This is a genomic window from Epilithonimonas tenax DSM 16811 (assembly GCF_000428485.1).
GTDB classification, from domain to species: Bacteria; Bacteroidota; Bacteroidia; order Flavobacteriales; family Weeksellaceae; genus Epilithonimonas; species Epilithonimonas tenax.
This window is the reverse complement of sequence record NZ_AUAA01000020.1, coordinates 14,999-32,096: the sequence shown is the minus strand read 5'-3', so window position 1 is coordinate 32,096 and position 17,098 is coordinate 14,999. Positions and strand designations below refer to the sequence as shown.

General features: G+C 38.5%; 17 protein-coding genes. 10 read left to right on the top strand and 7 right to left on the bottom strand.

Annotated elements, in window-relative coordinates; genetic code table 11:
* Window position 1 precedes the first annotated feature (1 nt).
* The 7 genes from tsaD to F564_RS0111135 all read left to right on the top strand — a co-directional run bounded on the left by tsaD (window position 2) and on the right by F564_RS0111135 (window position 5,393).
* Window positions 2-1,018 carry a tRNA (adenosine(37)-N6)-threonylcarbamoyltransferase complex transferase subunit TsaD gene (gene tsaD / locus F564_RS0111165; RefSeq protein ID WP_028122724.1) on the top strand — a complete coding sequence of 339 codons (1,017 nt, stop codon included), beginning with the start codon at window positions 2-4 and terminating at the stop codon, window positions 1,016-1,018.
* Between the two features lie 56 nt (window positions 1,019-1,074).
* Entirely contained in the window at window positions 1,075-1,581 is a 507-nt protein-coding gene (locus F564_RS0111160) for a hypothetical protein (protein WP_154656855.1), read from the top strand.
* A gap of 42 nt (window positions 1,582-1,623) precedes the next feature.
* Window positions 1,624-2,028 carry a hypothetical protein gene (locus tag F564_RS0111155; protein WP_028122722.1) on the top strand — a complete coding sequence of 135 codons (405 nt, stop codon included), beginning with the start codon at window positions 1,624-1,626 and terminating at the stop codon, window positions 2,026-2,028.
* Window positions 2,029-2,116: 88 nt separating this feature from the next.
* The gene (locus F564_RS0111150) at window positions 2,117-3,019 is read left to right on the top strand and encodes a DUF808 domain-containing protein (RefSeq protein WP_028122721.1); all 903 of its coding nucleotides are present in this window, start codon (window positions 2,117-2,119) and stop codon (window positions 3,017-3,019) included.
* A 29-nt stretch (window positions 3,020-3,048) separates the two neighbouring features.
* Entirely contained in the window at window positions 3,049-3,408 is a 360-nt protein-coding gene (locus F564_RS0111145; protein WP_028122720.1) for a four helix bundle protein, read from the top strand.
* A gap of 151 nt (window positions 3,409-3,559) precedes the next feature.
* Window positions 3,560-4,252, top strand: a complete 693-nt coding sequence (locus F564_RS0111140) for an RsmE family RNA methyltransferase (RefSeq protein WP_028122719.1) — start codon at window positions 3,560-3,562, stop codon at window positions 4,250-4,252.
* Window positions 4,253-4,271: 19 nt separating this feature from the next.
* Window positions 4,272-5,393: an NAD(P)/FAD-dependent oxidoreductase gene (locus F564_RS0111135; RefSeq protein WP_034981410.1), complete on the top strand. Its 1,122-nt coding sequence runs from the start codon at window positions 4,272-4,274 to the stop codon at window positions 5,391-5,393.
* Here the strand turns inward: F564_RS0111135 and F564_RS0111130 are convergent.
* Together F564_RS0111130 and yidC are read right to left on the bottom strand one after the other, a co-directional pair.
* A complete protein-coding gene (locus tag F564_RS0111130) occupies window positions 5,390-6,052 on the bottom strand; it encodes a TrmH family RNA methyltransferase (RefSeq protein WP_028122717.1) in 663 nt (220 codons plus the stop codon). The two genes, F564_RS0111135 and F564_RS0111130, sit on opposite strands and share 4 nt — an antisense overlap.
* Window positions 6,053-6,487: 435 nt before the next feature.
* Entirely contained in the window at window positions 6,488-8,269 is a 1,782-nt protein-coding gene (yidC, locus tag F564_RS0111120; RefSeq protein ID WP_028122715.1) for a membrane protein insertase YidC, read from the bottom strand.
* A gap of 255 nt (window positions 8,270-8,524) precedes the next feature.
* On the opposite strand from yidC, the gene F564_RS0111115 reads away from it, so the two are divergent.
* Window positions 8,525-9,343 (top strand): GLPGLI family protein, encoded by an 819-nt coding sequence (locus tag F564_RS0111115; protein ID WP_028122714.1) that lies wholly within the window; start codon window positions 8,525-8,527, stop codon window positions 9,341-9,343.
* A 57-nt stretch (window positions 9,344-9,400) separates the two neighbouring features.
* Here F564_RS0111115 and F564_RS0111110 read toward each other — a convergent pair whose 3' ends face one another.
* Window positions 9,401-11,011 carry a CTP synthase gene (locus F564_RS0111110; RefSeq protein WP_028122713.1) on the bottom strand — a complete coding sequence of 537 codons (1,611 nt, stop codon included), beginning with the start codon at window positions 11,009-11,011 and terminating at the stop codon, window positions 9,401-9,403.
* A gap of 546 nt (window positions 11,012-11,557) precedes the next feature.
* Here F564_RS0111110 and F564_RS0111100 point away from each other — a divergent pair.
* The gene (locus tag F564_RS0111100; RefSeq protein ID WP_028122712.1) at window positions 11,558-12,013 is read left to right on the top strand and encodes a DUF1569 domain-containing protein; all 456 of its coding nucleotides are present in this window, start codon (window positions 11,558-11,560) and stop codon (window positions 12,011-12,013) included.
* A 43-nt stretch (window positions 12,014-12,056) separates the two neighbouring features.
* Here the strand turns inward: F564_RS0111100 and F564_RS20610 are convergent, their stop codons facing one another.
* On the bottom strand, window positions 12,057-12,200 hold the full coding sequence (locus tag F564_RS20610) for a hypothetical protein (RefSeq protein ID WP_154656854.1): 144 nt from the start codon (window positions 12,198-12,200) through the stop codon (window positions 12,057-12,059).
* Between the two features lie 65 nt (window positions 12,201-12,265).
* Here F564_RS20610 and namA point away from each other — a divergent pair, with 65 nt between their 5' ends.
* On the top strand, window positions 12,266-13,321 hold the full coding sequence (gene namA, locus F564_RS0111090; RefSeq protein ID WP_034981407.1) for an NADPH dehydrogenase NamA: 1,056 nt from the start codon (window positions 12,266-12,268) through the stop codon (window positions 13,319-13,321).
* Between the two features lie 88 nt (window positions 13,322-13,409).
* Here namA and hemL read toward each other — a convergent pair whose 3' ends face one another.
* From hemL to F564_RS0111075, 3 genes are all read right to left on the bottom strand, one after another.
* Entirely contained in the window at window positions 13,410-14,690 is a 1,281-nt protein-coding gene (gene hemL, locus F564_RS0111085; RefSeq protein ID WP_028122710.1) for a glutamate-1-semialdehyde 2,1-aminomutase, read from the bottom strand.
* 72 nt (window positions 14,691-14,762) lie between these two features.
* Window positions 14,763-15,827 (bottom strand): glucosaminidase domain-containing protein, encoded by a 1,065-nt coding sequence (locus F564_RS0111080; RefSeq protein WP_028122709.1) that lies wholly within the window; start codon window positions 15,825-15,827, stop codon window positions 14,763-14,765.
* Window positions 15,828-16,015: 188 nt separating this feature from the next.
* Window positions 16,016-16,939 (bottom strand): 1-aminocyclopropane-1-carboxylate deaminase/D-cysteine desulfhydrase, encoded by a 924-nt coding sequence (locus F564_RS0111075; protein ID WP_028122708.1) that lies wholly within the window; start codon window positions 16,937-16,939, stop codon window positions 16,016-16,018.
* Between the last annotated feature and the right edge of the window lie 159 nt (window positions 16,940-17,098).

The following is a 17,098-nucleotide window of genomic DNA, read 5'->3' as shown; positions in this document are numbered from 1 at the left end:
TATGAGTGCATCTATTATTTTAGGTATCGAGTCTTCTTGTGACGACACTTCTGCGGCCATCATCAGCGGTAGCAAAATCCTGTCCAACATTGCTGCCAATCAGGCTATCCATAACGAGTATGGCGGTGTGGTACCCGAGTTGGCGTCCAGAGCGCATCAGCAAAACATCATCCCTGTTGTGGAAAAAGCATTTTCCAAAGCAAATATACAACAAAATGACATTTGCGCGATTGGTTTCACGCGCGGCCCTGGACTTTTGGGATCTCTTCTGGTTGGAACTTCATTTGCCAAATCTCTGGCGATGAGCCTGGACGTTCCTTTGATAGAAGTCAACCATTTGCAGGCCCACATTCTCGCTCATTTTATTGATGATGCCAATCCAAAGCCACCCACTTTTCCTTTCCTTTGCCTGACGGTTTCCGGCGGCCATACAATGATTGTTTTGGTTAAAGATTATTTCGAAATGGAAATCATCGGCAAAACGATAGATGATGCAGCGGGCGAAGCTTTTGACAAAATTGGAAAGATCTTCGACCTCGATTATCCTGCCGGCCCCATCATCGATAAGTTGGCTAAGGAAGGAAATCCCGATGCTTTCCAGTTCAACAAACCGAGGATGGAGAATTATGATTACTCATTTAGTGGGATCAAGACTTCGGTGTTGTATTTTATTCAGAAGGAAGTGCGGAAGAATCCGGATTTCATCAAGGAAAATCTGAATGATCTTTGTGCATCTGTCCAAAGATCCATCATTGAGATATTAATGAATAAATTAGAAAAAGCTTCCGTTGACCTTCATATCAAAGATGTTGCAATTGCCGGCGGTGTTTCTGCCAACTCAGCGTTGAGAAAAGCAATGGAACTTAATCAAGAAAAATTGGGCTGGAATATCTTCATCCCAAAATTTGAATATACAACAGACAATGCAGCGATGATTGCCATCGTTGCCAAACTGAAATATGAGCGTGGCGAGTTTACGGATATCAGGACTACGGCGACTGCGAAGTATGATTTGTAGGAAAGTTGGAAGCTGGAAGTCAGAAGATTTCAATTCAATATTTTAACAAAGTTAATATGATGAAAAAGATTTTTGTTTTAATTCTATTCCTTCAATTTGTCACATTGTTTTCGCAGAAAGTTGAAATTAATAATTGTAACCTCAAATACGAAATTGATACGATTGGACTTTCGAAAACTGGTATATTAAAACTAAACATTACAAATAAAGAATCTCAAAAATTAAAAATCTCCGACGTCTTTCACGAAGTATATATACAGCCAATCGAAGTGGAAAAATTTGAAGCTAGCTTAAATAATTTTGATAAAATTCAAAAATCAATTATAGATGTAAATTGTTTGGATTGTTTTGGTAAATTCAAGAATTTAAAACCAAATAATTCAATCTCTTATTCTATTAACATCAATGAATCCAAATTTTTCAAAAAAGTTTTGAAACAATCAAAAACTACTTATCGATTTAATATTTGGTTTGATACAATTGATCTGATAAAATATTCCAAGTCTCAAAAATGCTTTGCTCAAAATTTTACCTCTGAAAAAATCATTTACACAACAAAATAGACACAACGTTACAGTAGAAATAGCTTTGGCTAAATATAACTTATGAAAATATTACTAGAAGAAAAACAACTCGGAACACATTCCAAAAAGAATTCAAAATATTACTGGATTTTAGAAACGATTACGGGAAAAAATGAAAATGCAGAAGAATCTGACGATTATGAACTGACAAGCTCTGAGACCGGTTATATTCAAAATATCAAAGAAGAAATTCTGGAAACCATCAATTCCGAAAATGTTTTCAGCTTTCCTTACGAACCAAAAGAAGGCGACTTTTTATCCATTAAAAACAACTTGAGAAAATTTGAATACTTGAATCTCATTTTCATCAATGGCAGCTGGAAAGAAGAGGTTTATAGGTGTTCTCTGCGGGAGTGTGATATCGATATTTATACGACTATGAAAACAGGTGTTGCATTTCTGAGTGAAAATGAAATCTCGTTTTAAAAACTTCAATTACAAAATCTTCGCTACCATAATTTTTCGCATTGAATTTTAAACTTTAAAACTTATTTTTGTATCAAAATAAAAAGTTATGGCTTCAGGATTCTTCGCAATCTTAGATGATATTGGCGCATTGATGGATGACATCGCAGTCACCAGTAAACTCGCAACAAAAAAAACAGCCGGAATCCTCGGCGATGATCTTGCGGTAAATGCAGAGAAAGCAACCGGTTTCCTATCCTCCCGTGAACTTCCCGTGCTGTGGGCAATCACCAAGGGTTCTTTCATCAACAAAGTGATTATCCTTCCTGTGATCTTCCTGCTCAATTATTTCTTCCCGGAAGCCATCAAAGTAATTTTGGTTCTTGGCGGGATTTATCTGGCTTACGAAGGAATGGAGAAGATTGTAGAATTCCTTTTCCACAGGAACAAAACAAGCGAGGAAGTGATGGCAGAAAGCACTCTGGAAGAGGAAGAAGTCAATTCCGAGAAGTCGAAGATCAGCTCTGCGATCAAAACAGATTTTATCCTTTCTCTGGAGATCGTCATCATCGCATTAGGAACGGTGATTGAAAAAAAGCATCCGCTTCTGACGCAGATCCTCAGCGTATCTTTTGTTGCTATCATCGCAACAGTAGGCGTTTACGGGATCGTAGCACTGATTGTAAGGATGGATGACGCGGGATTTTTCCTGATGAAAAAGTCCAACAACAAAGGGTTTATCTCAGGTCTTGGACATTTTTTGGTAAAAGCCTTACCTATTGTAATCAAGGTTTTGGGCGTAGTGGGAACCATCGCTTTACTTTTGGTTTCAGGTGGGATCTTCCATCATAATATTGAATACATCCACCATTTGATACTAAACTATATTCCGGAAAACTTCCCATCCACCGTTACAGAATTTGGCTTGGGCGTTGTGTTTGGGTTGGCAGCAGTTCTGGTGATGACCGTTGGGAAGAAAATATTGCAACTGGTAAAACCGATGAATCGTTGATTCGTGAAACGGTTTATAAAAGGTAGAATATGTATCAATTTTATTTTGAGAAATTAGAAGTCTGGCAAAATTCAAGAAAATTGGTAAAAGAAATTTACCTGATCATATCTCACTTTCCTGAAAATGAAAAATTTGGAATTACCAATCAAATAAGACGAGCGTCCACAAGTATTTCAGCGAATATTGCAGAAGGCTTTTCGAGACAATCCACTAAAGAAAAATCCAGATTTTTAAACATCGCATTTGGATCAACAATGGAAGTTATCAATTTTTTAATTCTATCAAAAGATTTAGATTTTATAACAAGTGAAAGTTATGATCAATTACGGGAAAGAGCAGAATTTATTACCAATCAAATTAATTCTTTGCATAAATCCATCAGTAAATAGTAAAGTGATTGACATCTTAAATTAATTTTTGATTGAAATACTTTACAAATAACAATTTTACAAATTAACGATTTAACGATTTAGCGACTTAACGATATAACGATTTAGCGATTTTACCAATAAATAATTTAACTATACAACGACAAACCACATGAAACTTTTCTTTGGACAGGTCTTTCCCGAAATTTTAATCGATATTGATGAGCAACAGCACATCGTAAAAGTCCTGAGAATGCGTGAAGGTGAAGAGATTTTCTTAACTGACGGAAAAGGCAATCTTGCCAAAGGAACTTTAATTTTCGAAGGGAAAAAAGTAACGCTCAATGTGTCCCAAGTTCTGGAACATCTTCCTGATTTCTCACCAAAACTGCACATCGCGATTGCACCCACAAAAAACATCGACAGGATAGAATTCTTTCTGGAAAAAGCCGTAGAAATGGGAATTTCTGAAGTCAGTTTCATCCTCACAGAGCAAACCGAGCGTAAAAATATCAGCATCGATAAACTGAGAAAACAAGCCATCGGTGCTTCCAAACAAAGTCTGCGTTCGCATTTTCCTAAAATCAACGACCTTCAGAAATTTTCTGAGTTTATGAAAACGCTTGACCCGAAAACGACTTTTGTAGCACATTGCAATGAGAATTTGGAAAGAATTAATTTGAATCATATACCGAATCTTGATCACTACACTTTTCTGATTGGCCCGGAAGGCGACTTTTCTGACAGGGAAATCCAGCTTCTGGCAGAGAAAGGCATCAAAGCAGTTTCATTAGGAAATCAAAGGTTGAGAACAGAAACAGCAGGCATCTTTGTCGCAGCTTGGAATTACGATAAAATGTTTTAAATTTTACTAAATTTCCCCAATGAAAAACCTAGCAACAAGCATTTGGGAAGTCGAAACTTTTTACAGAAAACGGGATGTCATCATCATTGGTTCGGGATTCACCGGACTTTGGACCGCTATTGCTATCAAGGAAAAGCATCCTAAAAAATCGGTATTGATGATTGAGAGACATCCGATTGCAGCGGGCGCTTCCACACGAAATGCTGGTTTTGCGTGCTTTGGAAGTTTGACAGAAATCACCGCTGACTCCAAGAAAATGGGTTGGAAGAAGACCTTGGAATTGGTAAAAATGCGATATGAAGGCTTGCAGAAAATCCAACACTATTTTTCTTCTGACGAAATTGATTTTGAGCTTTGCGGTGGTTATGAAATCTTAAATGATAAATCTACTTTGGAAAAATTAGTTGAAGTCAACCAACATCTTTTTCCGATTACAAAAACGGAAAACACTTTTAGCATCGCCAATGAAAAGATTAAAGAATTTGGATTGAGAAAATCCGAATTTTTGGTTGAGAATCTTTGTGAAGGAAGTCTGCATTCCGGAAAATTACTGAGCAAATTGGTAGAAAAATGCCACCAACTGAAGGTGGAATTTCTCTGCGGAACCGAAGTAGAATCCGTTTCAGAAAATGAGAATGAACTTGAAATTAAAATGGATGAAAATCTTAGTCTCAAATCTGATAAAGTCATTTTCTGCACAAATGCTTTCAGTTCGAAATTTCTTAAATCTGAAGAAATCATTCCTGCAAGAGGACAAATCATCTTAACAGAACCGATTGAAAATCTGAAACTAAAAGGAACATTCCATTACGACGAAGGCTATTACTATTTCAGAAACTTAGGAAACCGAATTCTTCTTGGTGGCGCAAGAAATCAGGATTTCGAAAAGGAAGAAACAACCGATTTTGAAACGACAGAATTTCTACAAAACCATCTGGAACAATTTCTAAAAGAAGTGATTTTACCCAATCAGGACTTCAAAATTGCAATGCGATGGTCGGGAATTATGGCAATGGGAAATGAGAAAACGCCGATTGTAAAACAGCTTTCCGAGAGACAATTCTGTGCTGTTAGACTTTCCGGAATGGGTGTTGCGCTGGCGCCGAAGATTGGAGAGATGGTTTGTGAGTTGGTTTTTTAAAACTCATTTTCTCTTTCAAACTTTTCCAAAATCTCTTTTCCGCTTTTGATAGAATTGACTGCCCAACGAATCCTTAATTGAAGTAATTTTTCTTCTGATAATTTATAGTCGATGTTTGAGCTTAGGAGTTTTTGCTTGAGCTCGTACATACAGATGGCGGCCGCTACAGAAACGTTGAAGCTTCTCGTGAATCCGAACATTGGGATGGCCAAGGTTTCATCTGCAAAGTCCAGCAATTCATCTGTAGTTCCTTCCCACTCTGTCCCGAAGACCAGTGCCAATGGTTGATCCACTTGATAATCCGGAAGCATTTTCGCATTGTTTTCTGCGGAAACTGCGACAATCTTGTAACCTCGATTTTTGATATTCTGTAAGGATTCTATCGTTCTTGGCATTTTCTCTACCTCCACCCAAGTGTCTGCGCCTTTAGTGACTTTGAGATTGGGTTCAAAGAAGTTTTCTTTTTCCATTGCCACGACTTTATGAAATCCGCAAGCTTCTACCGAACGGACGATGGCTGCTGCATTCCGGAACTGGTAAATGTCTTCCATCACAGGCAACACGAAGTCTGAGCTTTCCTGAGCAAAGTGCTCGATTTTCTGAAGACGTTCTGGTGTGAGGAATTGCTGGAGATATTCGTAGGTGGAATTTGGGTTCAAGGTTTTGGGTTTAAAGTTCAAAGTTGAGTGGGTAAATTTCGGGAATTTTATTTTTATAAATTGTAAATTTTAAATGCAAAGTTCGCAAAGATTTTTTGACAATATTGAAAATATTTTCAAGGCTAGCAAAGGTACTTCGACAGGCTCAGTATCAACTTCAAACTCAGCAAAGAATCAAAAGTACATTTATAAGATAAGTAACATTTGGATAACGAAACGCCTAGCCCCGATGGGAACGGCATCCTTTTTTGGCTTGCAGAAATTTGTTTTGGTGATCAAACTTCGAAGCCAAAAAAGATATAGTGGACAGCGGGAAGCAGCTCCAAATAAAAATATTAAGTAACTGTTCGACGTAGTCAATAAGCTCCTAAAAAACTTTCAATATTTAAGTAAATTCCATAAAAAAAAGCGGTAAAAAATTACCGCTTTCAAAAATTATTTCTTTTTGTTGGATTGCTGCACTTTCTGTTGTTCCTGCGCTTTCTCCATCATCTCTCTCATTCTCTGTTGGAATTTACCTTCTTTCTTCGGTTCCTTCTGTTTGTTGGCTTGGATCTGTGCGTGGATCTTTTTCTCATCCAGGATAAAATATTTGATGACCAAAATAATCACGATATTAATCGCATTGGAAACAAAATAATACCAAGACAGACCAGAAGCTGAGCTGTTTAGGAAGAACAGGAATGTGATTGGGAAGATGTACATCAACACTTTCATATTCGGCATCCCTTCCTGCTGTGGTTGTTGGATATTTCCGGAAGTCATTACGGTATAGATCAGGATCACCACGGTACAGGCCAAAGCGAAAATACTCAAATGCTCGCCCAGTAACGGTACGTTGAAACCAAATTTGATTACATCATCGTAAGCCGTCAGATCCGGTGCGAACCAGAAGCTCTTGCCACGAAGGTCTATCATATTCGGGAAGAATCGGAATAGTGCATAGAACAATGGGATCTGAACCAATGCCGGCAAACAACCTGCCATTTGATTCACGCCGGCTTTTCTGTAAACGGCCATTGTTTCCTGCTGTTTTTTCATTGGATCTGCATCCTTGAATTTGGCATTCACCTCATCGATTTCCGGACGGATTACCTTCATCATTGCACTTAGTTTGTGCTGTTTGAACATCACCGGTGATAAGATCAATTTGATAATAATTGTCATCCAGAAAATTGCCCAACCTGCAGCGATGCCCCAGCCGGAAAGCAAATTGTACATCGGCATAAACACGTGACGGTTCAGCGATCCGATGAAAGACCAGCCTAATGGAAGAATCTCGTCGAAGTTTTTGTCATAAGATTTCAGCAAATCCATATCCAACGGCATAAAATACCAAGTGAATTCCTGATTCAACTCATTTCCGGCAAGGTTCACCTGACCGTCAAAATTGAATTTCTTAAGAAAATCGCCTTCCGCAATAGCTTCCTGACTTCCTTTTGATTTTGTAAATCCGTTCTTGGCCTCAATCACGGCTGAGAAAAACTGCTGTTTTACACCAATCCAGTTAAGGGTTTCGTCCGGCTCGTCCATCTCAGAACGCGCGTCGTAATCGTAGTCTTTATAATTGTTGAAAGAGTAGGCAAACTCTGTGTGAGTCTCCTCCTGCGATCTTCCTTTTTCTGCACCTTTCACCGTGTAATCCCAAACAAAATCGGCTTTGCCATCGTTTACCAATGTAGCCAAACCTTGTGTTTTCACCTGGAAATCTACCGTGTATTTTGCTTTGAGTGTATAAACAAACTGGATCACGGCCGTTCCTATTTTTGAACTTAAGGTGACTGAATTGCCCGCCACCGTGGGTACAAATACCAAATCTTTGGTATTGAAAACCTTGTTGGTTTTGTCTTTGAACTGGAAACCATAGCTTGCATTGTTGTTATTGAAAAGATACAACGGTTTTCCGCCAAATGCTTCATATTTATTCAGTTTTACAGAACTCAACTGTCCGCCAATGCTGGAGAATTCAAGCGATAGCTCATCATTCTGAAGATTAACTTTCTGAACTGATGCCGGCGTAACCGTTGCTGCGTTCAGATTGGTCGCAACCGGTTTTGCTTTGGTTGTCTGTTCTGTTTTTTTGGCATCAACTGCCAGTTTTTCCTGTTCGGCCTGTGCGTTTCTGTTTTGGAAGTAAAACATAAAACCGATAAGAATCATAGAAAAAACACCGAAGCTAATGAGCTGGCTTTTATCTAATCCGTTGTTTTGCTGCATTATAGAATTTAGTTTAAAGTTTAAGATCTGAAGTTTGATGTGATCCTTCGACTCCGCTCAGGATGACATTTCATCAATTCAAAATCTACATCATTTTGGTCTGCAAAAATAGGATTTATTTTTCAGATTCTGTTATAAAGACGGTTAAGGAACGGAATTACTTTTGTGATCTTTCATTATTAAAATGATAAACTGATTTATTTTATTTAAATTAGAATCTTAATCATAAAAAAAACTAACCATTAAAAGAACTCAATGAAAAACATCACTTTACTATTATTCCTAATTAGCGGACTATTTTACAGTCAAAAAACACATCGTTTTTTTTATGAAGTCCATTTTAAAAGAGATGCTTTAGGAGCTTATCCTGCAAAAGATGTTGTGGTTTTGGAAGTAAATAAGGATTCGAATATTTTTCTCAGCAATTCTTATCTCGTAACAGATTCTATTAATAAAATTCATAAGGACACTATGGAATTTGCTGATCCTGATTTCACACAAGTTATTAAATATAACAAAAACGACAACAGTTTTGACCTTCTTTATGTTCTTTCTATGGCTTGTTATCAGATCAATAGCAAACGGAAAATAAACTGGTTAATTTCTAATGAAAAGAAGAAAATTGGCAATTTTGAAGTCACGAAAGCAACTGCAGAATATGGCGGAAGAAATTGGACTGCTTGGTTTTCACCGGACATTCCTTTTCCATATGGACCTTATGTATTCTACGGTTTGCCAGGACTGATTCTCGATATTTCGGATGATAAATACAATTACCATTTTGCCTTTATTCAAAACAAAAAATACGAATCCGAACTTAATTCCGAACAAATCATAAAGGACTTATTTGGAAATTCGATAATTAATATTAAAGAAAAAGACTGGGGAAAAGTTCAGGTAAATTACTATAACAATCCGCTTGCTGAATACAAAAACGGTACTGCTTTTATTACAAAAGAATCCGGGGAAAAGTTTACTGCTAATGATTATCGGGATTATGAAAAGCAACTTCAAAAACAAATCAGGCAATTAAATAATCCGATAGAATTGAACGAAAAAATTATTTACAAATAATTAAAAAAACAGCTGCGAAAATTAATTCACAGCTGTTTTATTTTTATTAAAAAAGTATTATTTTCCTTTTACTGCGGCGCTGATAAACGCTTTGAACAAAGGATGCGGCGTCGCCACCGTACTTTTATATTCCGGGTGATACTGGACTCCAATATAAAATGGATGATCTTTCATTTCCAAAGTCTCAACCAATTCTGTTTCCGGATTGAAGCCTGTTGGCACCAATCCTTTTTCCTCAAAATCTTTTTTGTAATCACTGTTGAACTCGTATCTGTGACGGTGACGTTCCGAGATGGTTTTTGCACCGTAGATTTCTGCCAATTTGGAACCAGTTTTCAATGTACATTTCCAAGCGCCAAGACGCATCGTTCCACCTTTATCCACTACATTTTTCTGTTCTTCCATCAAAGAAATCACTGGATCTGGCGTGGAAGTATCGAATTCCATACTATTGGCTTTGCTGAGTTCCAAGACATTTCTAGCGAATTCTATGGTCATAATTTGCATTCCCAGACAAATTCCCAACAATGGAACTTTGTTCTCTCTTGCATATTTGGCTGCTTGAATTTTACCTTCGATTCCTCTGTCTCCAAAACCTGGTGCAATGAGGATTCCGTCTACGCCAGATAATAATTGTTCAGCACCTTCTTGCTCGATATCACCACTGTAAACCCATTTGATCTTGACTTCGGTTTCCATATCGGATCCTGCGTGAATAAAGGCTTCGGCAATCGATTTGTAAGAATCCTGAAGAGAAACATATTTTCCAACCAACGCAATTTCGACGGTTTTTTTTGGGTTTTTATATTTCTTAAGGAAGGTTTTCCAGTCTTTCAGGTTGGGTTCTTTTCCCACAGGAAGATTTAACTCATTTAAAACAACCTCGTCGAAATTTTGTTTCTGAAGATACAATGGCACTTCGTAGATCGTATCCATATCGATACACTCGATCACGTTTCCTAAGCCGACGTTACAAAATTGCGCCAGTTTTGCTTTCTGCTCTTTTGGAATGGTGTGCTCTGTTCTGCAAACCAAAACGTCTGCCTGGATGCCACTTTCCATTAATTGACGAACGGAATGTTGGGAAGGTTTTGTTTTCAACTCTCCACTTGAAGCCAAATAAGGCAACAATGTCAAATGGATCACCATCGAATTGTTCTTACCTAATTCCCACTGCAACTGGCGAACACTTTCTATGTAAGGAAGAGACTCTATATCACCCACGGTTCCGCCGATCTCTGTGATGATGATGTCATAATCCTTTTTGGAAAGCATCTTGATCCTGCGTTTGATCTCATTGGTAATGTGAGGAATGACCTGAACGGTTTTTCCCAGAAAATCACCTTTACGTTCTTTTTCGATAACGGTTTGGTAGATCTTACCTGTTGTTACGTTGTTGTTTTGGGAAGTTGGACTGTCTAGGAATCGCTCGTAATGTCCAAGATCAAGATCTGTCTCTGCGCCGTCTTCGGTCACATAACATTCGCCGTGTTCATAAGGATTAAGTGTTCCCGGATCGATATTGATATAAGGGTCAAGTTTTTGGATAGTCACTTTAAAACCTCTCGATTTTAATAAAAGTCCCAAAGAAGCGGAGACTATTCCTTTACCCAGTGACGATGTCACACCTCCTGTCACAAAGATGTATTTCGTTTCTTTTTTACTCATTAGATTAGGTTTGTGCAAAGTTAAACTATCTGAGGTGAAAAAGCAATTCTGAGCCAAAAAAATAACATCTGCGGGTCGACGTCTAACCGCTCACGCCTTACAAATAGATGAAAAATAAGGACTATTCTTTCACAAATTGGAAAAATTTGATCAAACCATTCAAAATCCTTTATTTTGAATGAATTCTGACATAAGGAATTTCTGAATTTTCTAAAAAATACAGGAGAACCACGCATGGACATTAGAAGAATTCCTAACCGCTTTGGATGACATCAAAAAAGTCAGTCATTACGAACACTGCTAAGCATTCTAGCGTTTGAAAAATCTGTCAATCTGTCCAAAAAAGTCGGCGACCTTGTCCCGAGTGAAGAAATTTAGTCAAGTTTTTCGGACAATTATATCGCACTTCAAGATTGGAACAATTATGAAGCGAACAACCAAATGGACACCGAGACCAGATTTGCAAGAGAACAAAGCGAACTCGAGAAACGCAACCAATTATTAATTGAAAATCTGAATCCAATAAACAAAATCACCAATTAAGAAATGAAGAATATTTTCGACCAAAACGACACAAGCCATTTCATCAAGCGGATCAATGCACTTACGGAAGACTCTTTTCCAAAATGGGGATTGATGTCTGTTGACAAAATGCTTGCCCACTGCAACGTGACCTATGAACTGATCTACGAATCAGAAAAACACAAGAAACCCACTTTTATCACAAAATGGATTCTGAAGAACTTTGTAAAACCAAAGGTAACAAACGAGATTGCCTACAAACAAAATCTTCCTACCGCAGCAATGTTTGTGATTACAGACAGTAAAAACTTCGAGGACGAGCGCAAACGCATCATTGGTTTTATTCAGAAAACACAACAGTTGGGAGCAGATGCTTTTGAGGGCAAAGAAAGTTTCAGCTTCGGAAAACTGACTGCCAAAGAATGGAATAATATGATGGCAAAACACCTGGATCACCACCTGAATCAGTTTGGGGTTTAAAATCACTAGACTTCCCCAGACTACTTTGCCTGATTTGGGCAGCTTATCCGCCTTCCACTCCCGCTTTTTCTTTTCCGTCACCTTCGACTTCGCTCAGGCAACGGAAAAGAAAAGAGCTCCGTTCAAGTCGGGCTGCGGATTCCACATCAAAACAAGATTGGTCAACCATTTCAACGTTTGTTGTCATTAGAAAATTAATGCAACAAAGACAAAGCCAGTCATCAACCTTATTATAAATTCATCAAAAAAAAAATGAAACTTTTCACACCCATCACATTCAGAAATATAGAACTGAAAAACCGAATCGTAATGTCGCCAATGTGTATGTACTCTGCGGAAGACGGTCTGGCAAATGACTTCCATTTTGTACATTATGGCAGCCGTGCACAGGGCGGCGCCGGATTAATCATCACAGAAGCCACCGCAGTAGAACCACGCGGCAGGATCACCAACCAATGTCTCGGCATCTGGAATGACGAGCAAGCTTTGGCTTTGAAAAAAATAGTAGATTTTGTCCACCAGAATTCAGAAAGCAAAATCGGTATCCAGCTGGCTCACGCTGGCAGAAAAGGCTCTACTTGGGAAAACCGACAAATCAGTATAGAAGAAGGCTGGGAAACCATCGCCCCAAGTCCGATTCCTTTCCATCATTCCGAAAGAATCCCGCATGTCTTGACTATCGAAGAAATTAAAGAACTTGTAGAAAATTTCCGAAAAGCAGCTAGAAGATCTGTTGAAGCAGGTTTTGATGTCATAGAGATTCACGGCGCACACGGTTATCTGATCCATCAATTCCTTTCACCACTTTCCAACACCAGAACGGATGAATACGGTGGAAATCCTGAAAACAGGGCGCGATTCTTAATGGAAATTGTAGACGCTGTGAATGCTGAAATCACAGAAGACGTTGCACTTTTCGTCAGAATCTCCGGAACAGAATATGCAGAAAATGGTTGGGACATCAAAGACAGCGCAGAACTTGCAAAAGTTTTGAAAACCAAAAATGTAGATTTGATAGACGTTTCCAGCGGCGGCAATATCAACGGTGTCATCATTCCTTTGAGTCCTGGTTATCAGGTTCCATTAGCAGAAGATGTCAAAAAAATGGCCGAAATAGATACCGCAGCAGTTGGCCTTATTACCACAGCAGCGCAAGCAGAAGACATTTTGGAAAGTGGAAAGGCAGATCTTATTTTCGTAGCAAGAGAGATTTTGAGAAATCCTTATTTTGCTGTTCAGGCAGCTTGGGAAAACAATGAAGACAATTTCTATCCGCATCAGTACCTGAGAGCGAAACCTGTGAAGTAATTATTGCTTCAAAAGTTTTATAAACAAGCCTCAAAAGGTAAATAAAAAAAACGGCTTAACATATTTTGTGAAGCCGTTTTTGATATCGTTAATACTGAAAATTCCTAAAAGCTTCCAGCGTTTTGTCAATCTCTGTATCCCCAATTGCTGACGAGATAAACCAAGTCTCATAGCCACTTGGCGGAAGATAGATCCCTTGTTGCAAAACCTGATGGAACAGGTTATTGAACAAACCAATATTGGAATTATTAACTTCAGTAAAATTGCTTGCAGAAGTTACATCAAAGAAAATAGACATCATACTTCCTTTTCTATTGATCCTGTGTTTTATCCCTTTTTCATTCAGGATTTTACCAATTTCGAAATCTAAGGTTTCTGTTGTTTTATCTAATTTTTTATAGAAATCTGGATCCTGTTTGATCAATTGCAAAGTTTTGAGTCCAGCTCTCATTGCTAATGGATTTCCGCTCAAAGTTCCTGCCTGATAAACGTTTCCTCTTGGTGAGAGACAATTCATAATCTCATTAGGTCCCGCAAAAGCACCTACCGGCAATCCGCCGCCTATCACTTTTCCGAAAGTCACCAGATCGGCTTTTACATTCAATGCTTCCTGAGCACCGCCAAAAGCCAATCGGAAACCCGTCATCACCTCATCAAAGATCAAAACAGTTCCGTTCGCATCGCAAATTTTTCTAAGGTTTTGCAGGAATTGATTTTCTGGCAAGATGCAACCCATATTTCCGGCAATTGGTTCTACGATGATGGCCGCAATTTCACCTGGATTATTTTTAAAAAGATCTTCTACTTGTTCGAAATTATTATATTCGGCCAGCAATGTATCTTTCGCTGTACCTTGCGTGACGCCAGGAGAATTCGGGCTTCCAAAAGTTGCCATTCCACTTCCCGCCTGAATCAAAAATGAATCCGAATGCCCGTGATAACAACCTTCGAATTTGATAATCTTTTCTCTATTTGTATAACCTCTGGCCAATCGTACTGCGCTCATACAGGCTTCGGTTCCGGAAGAGACCATTCTGACCTGGTCTATATTCGGGACATTTTCCACAATGTATTTCGCAATCTCGGTTTCCAGTTCTGTTGGCGCTCCAAAGGAGAACCCTTTCTCAGCCTGCAGTTTCAAGGCTTCCAAAACTTCAGGATGCGTGTGACCCAAAATCGCAGGTCCCCAGGAATTGATGTAATCGATATAAGTGCTGTCGTCTTCGTCTGTAAGATAAGCGCCTTTCGCAGACTTCATAAAAAGTGGAACACCGCCCACAGATTTGAAGGCACGAACTGGCGAATTCACGCCGCCTGGAATATATTTGTACGCTTCTTCAAAAAGCGCTGAACTTCTTTGGTATAACATTTTGTTGAAAGTTTTTGGTTGATAGTTGTCAGTTTTACATCTCATTTCTGACATCTAAAGTCGAATTTCTATTTAGTTTCTCGGTTTTTTACTTTGCAGATAGATCAGTTGCCCGGATCTTGGTTCTTGTCCTTCATCCATTCTGTTTTTCGAATATAATTTTTTCAGTTTGATCCCAAATTTCTGAGCAATATCGTGCATCGTTTCACCAGTTCCGGCTTTGTACGTTTGTTTGTTTCCGGATGAATTTTTACTTTCTAAGAAAACAATATCATTTTTCGCCAACTTAGAACTTTCCAGCTCATTGTACTTCATCAGGCGTTTTTCGCTGATCCCGAATTTTTTAGAAATTTCGGAAACATCTGCATCTACAGGCATTACGAAAAATTTCAGTCCATCATTCGGATGATTCTTCACCAGGATATTTTTAAGAAGCGCTGCTCTTGTTTTGGAATCTACAATATCAGAAACTTTCGATTGTTGATTCGCATAAGAACCCTGCGTATAATCCACTTTAATAGTTGGCGGCGTCACTCTATCATTTTGCTTTTCCTGACTTAGCTGAGCCATAAAAACCGCATCATTGTTGAGAGACGGATACAATTTCAGGATCGCATAATAGACCTCATCTTTGCTCGTATTATCGAATTCATACAGCTTATAACGCTCGATCTTATCAATTAAAATATATGCATATCTAGGATTGGTAGCGTAACCTGCTTTTTTCAGGCCGTGCGCCCAAGCTTTGTAATCTTTCGGATTCAGGTCAAAGAGTTTGGTGTAATACTTTCTGGTCGCCAAAAACACCGAGTGGTCTTCGTAAGACTGCTTAGGATCTTCGTACACACGAAAACATTCGTTTGGTGCATCATCCGTATGGCTCATGGTTTTGCCGGTCCAGTCTTCCTTACATTTGATCCCGAAATGGTTTTTTCCCAACTGTGCCAATCGGCTTTGTCCGCCTCCTGTTTCCAAAAGCCCCTGCGCCAAAGTGATGCTTGCCGGGATTTTGTATTTTTCCATTTCTTCTACCGCGTACGGTGCAAATTTCTGGATGTACTGGTCTTCCGTTTTCCAGGTTTGCGCTTTCACCAAGCCTAAAACACTCACAAAACCAATCACTAATAACTTTCTCATATTTATTTTTTACAAAATACTTTTATTTTTCAGGAGCTTAATCCCGCTTGCAGTTTATCCTGAGCTTGTCGAAGGGCTATATCTTTTTTGTCTTCGAGGTTTTGTCAATCATACAGCCTTTACAGAAAGACAAAAAAGGATGCCACTGCAATCGGGGCTATGGGATTCTACCAATTTTGAACTTTTTATCAGAATTGAAACTTTCCAAAATCTATTAAATTTCTTCCTTTACTTTTTAATAATTGATTTACTCCTTTAATTCCTTGCAATCCGCCGGTATGAAAAGCCAGAATTTTTGAACCTTTCGGGAAAAATCCTTTTTCTGCCAATTCAAAGATGGTTTGCATCATCTTTCCTGTATAAATTGGATCCAAAGGAATCTGATATTCTTTATAAAACCAATTGATAAAACGGACATTCTCATCTGATATTTTACCGTAGCGGTTTTCATCGGCATCTTTCAACTCAAAGTTTTCTTTTCCGCTCCATGGGAAAATAGTTGTCTCTAAAGAATCATCTCTTACCACCTTGATGCCTAAAACCTTCTGATGCGCTTCCGCAAATTTGGAAATCCCGGCAATTGTTCCGCCAGTTCCAACAGCAGTGCAAAGATAATCAAAATCTTTGGTGTCATTTCCCAATATATATTGCATACCTTGTACGGCCGATCCATTGCTTCCACCTTCTGGAATAATCAGTGCATTTGGATATCGATTTGAAAATTTTCCCGTGACTTTTTCTTTATTTTGATAATCTGCTCTTGAGACAAAATAAAATTGCATTCCGTTTTTGGAAGCTTCGGAAAGTGTTGGGTTTTCTTGCCAGTTATTTTTTAACTCGTCTCCTCGGATGATTCCGATTGTTGAGATTGCAAACTCTTTTCCGAAAGCAGAGACTGAGGCAATGTGATTGGAATAGGCGCCTCCAAAGGTGATTAACAAAGGATTGACCGGATGTGTTTCCAGATATTGATTGACATTAAAAAAGAGTTTCCAGAATTTGTTTCCGGAAATTTTGGGATGGATAAGGTCTTCTCTTTTGATGAAAATCCGGACATCAAAATTGGTTTTCAATTCTGTGATGGGGATTTTATGTTCCGGGATCTTAAGCATCTTCAAAATTACTTAAGTTTTTGTTTAGAACCCTTATTACCCAATAAAAAATAAAAATTCATTGACAGGCCGCTCCTAATGTAGCTATATTAAATCCTATCGGGATCTAATGTTAACAAAAAAGTAAATAGGCCGCTCCTCTGGAGCTCCACTTCTAAT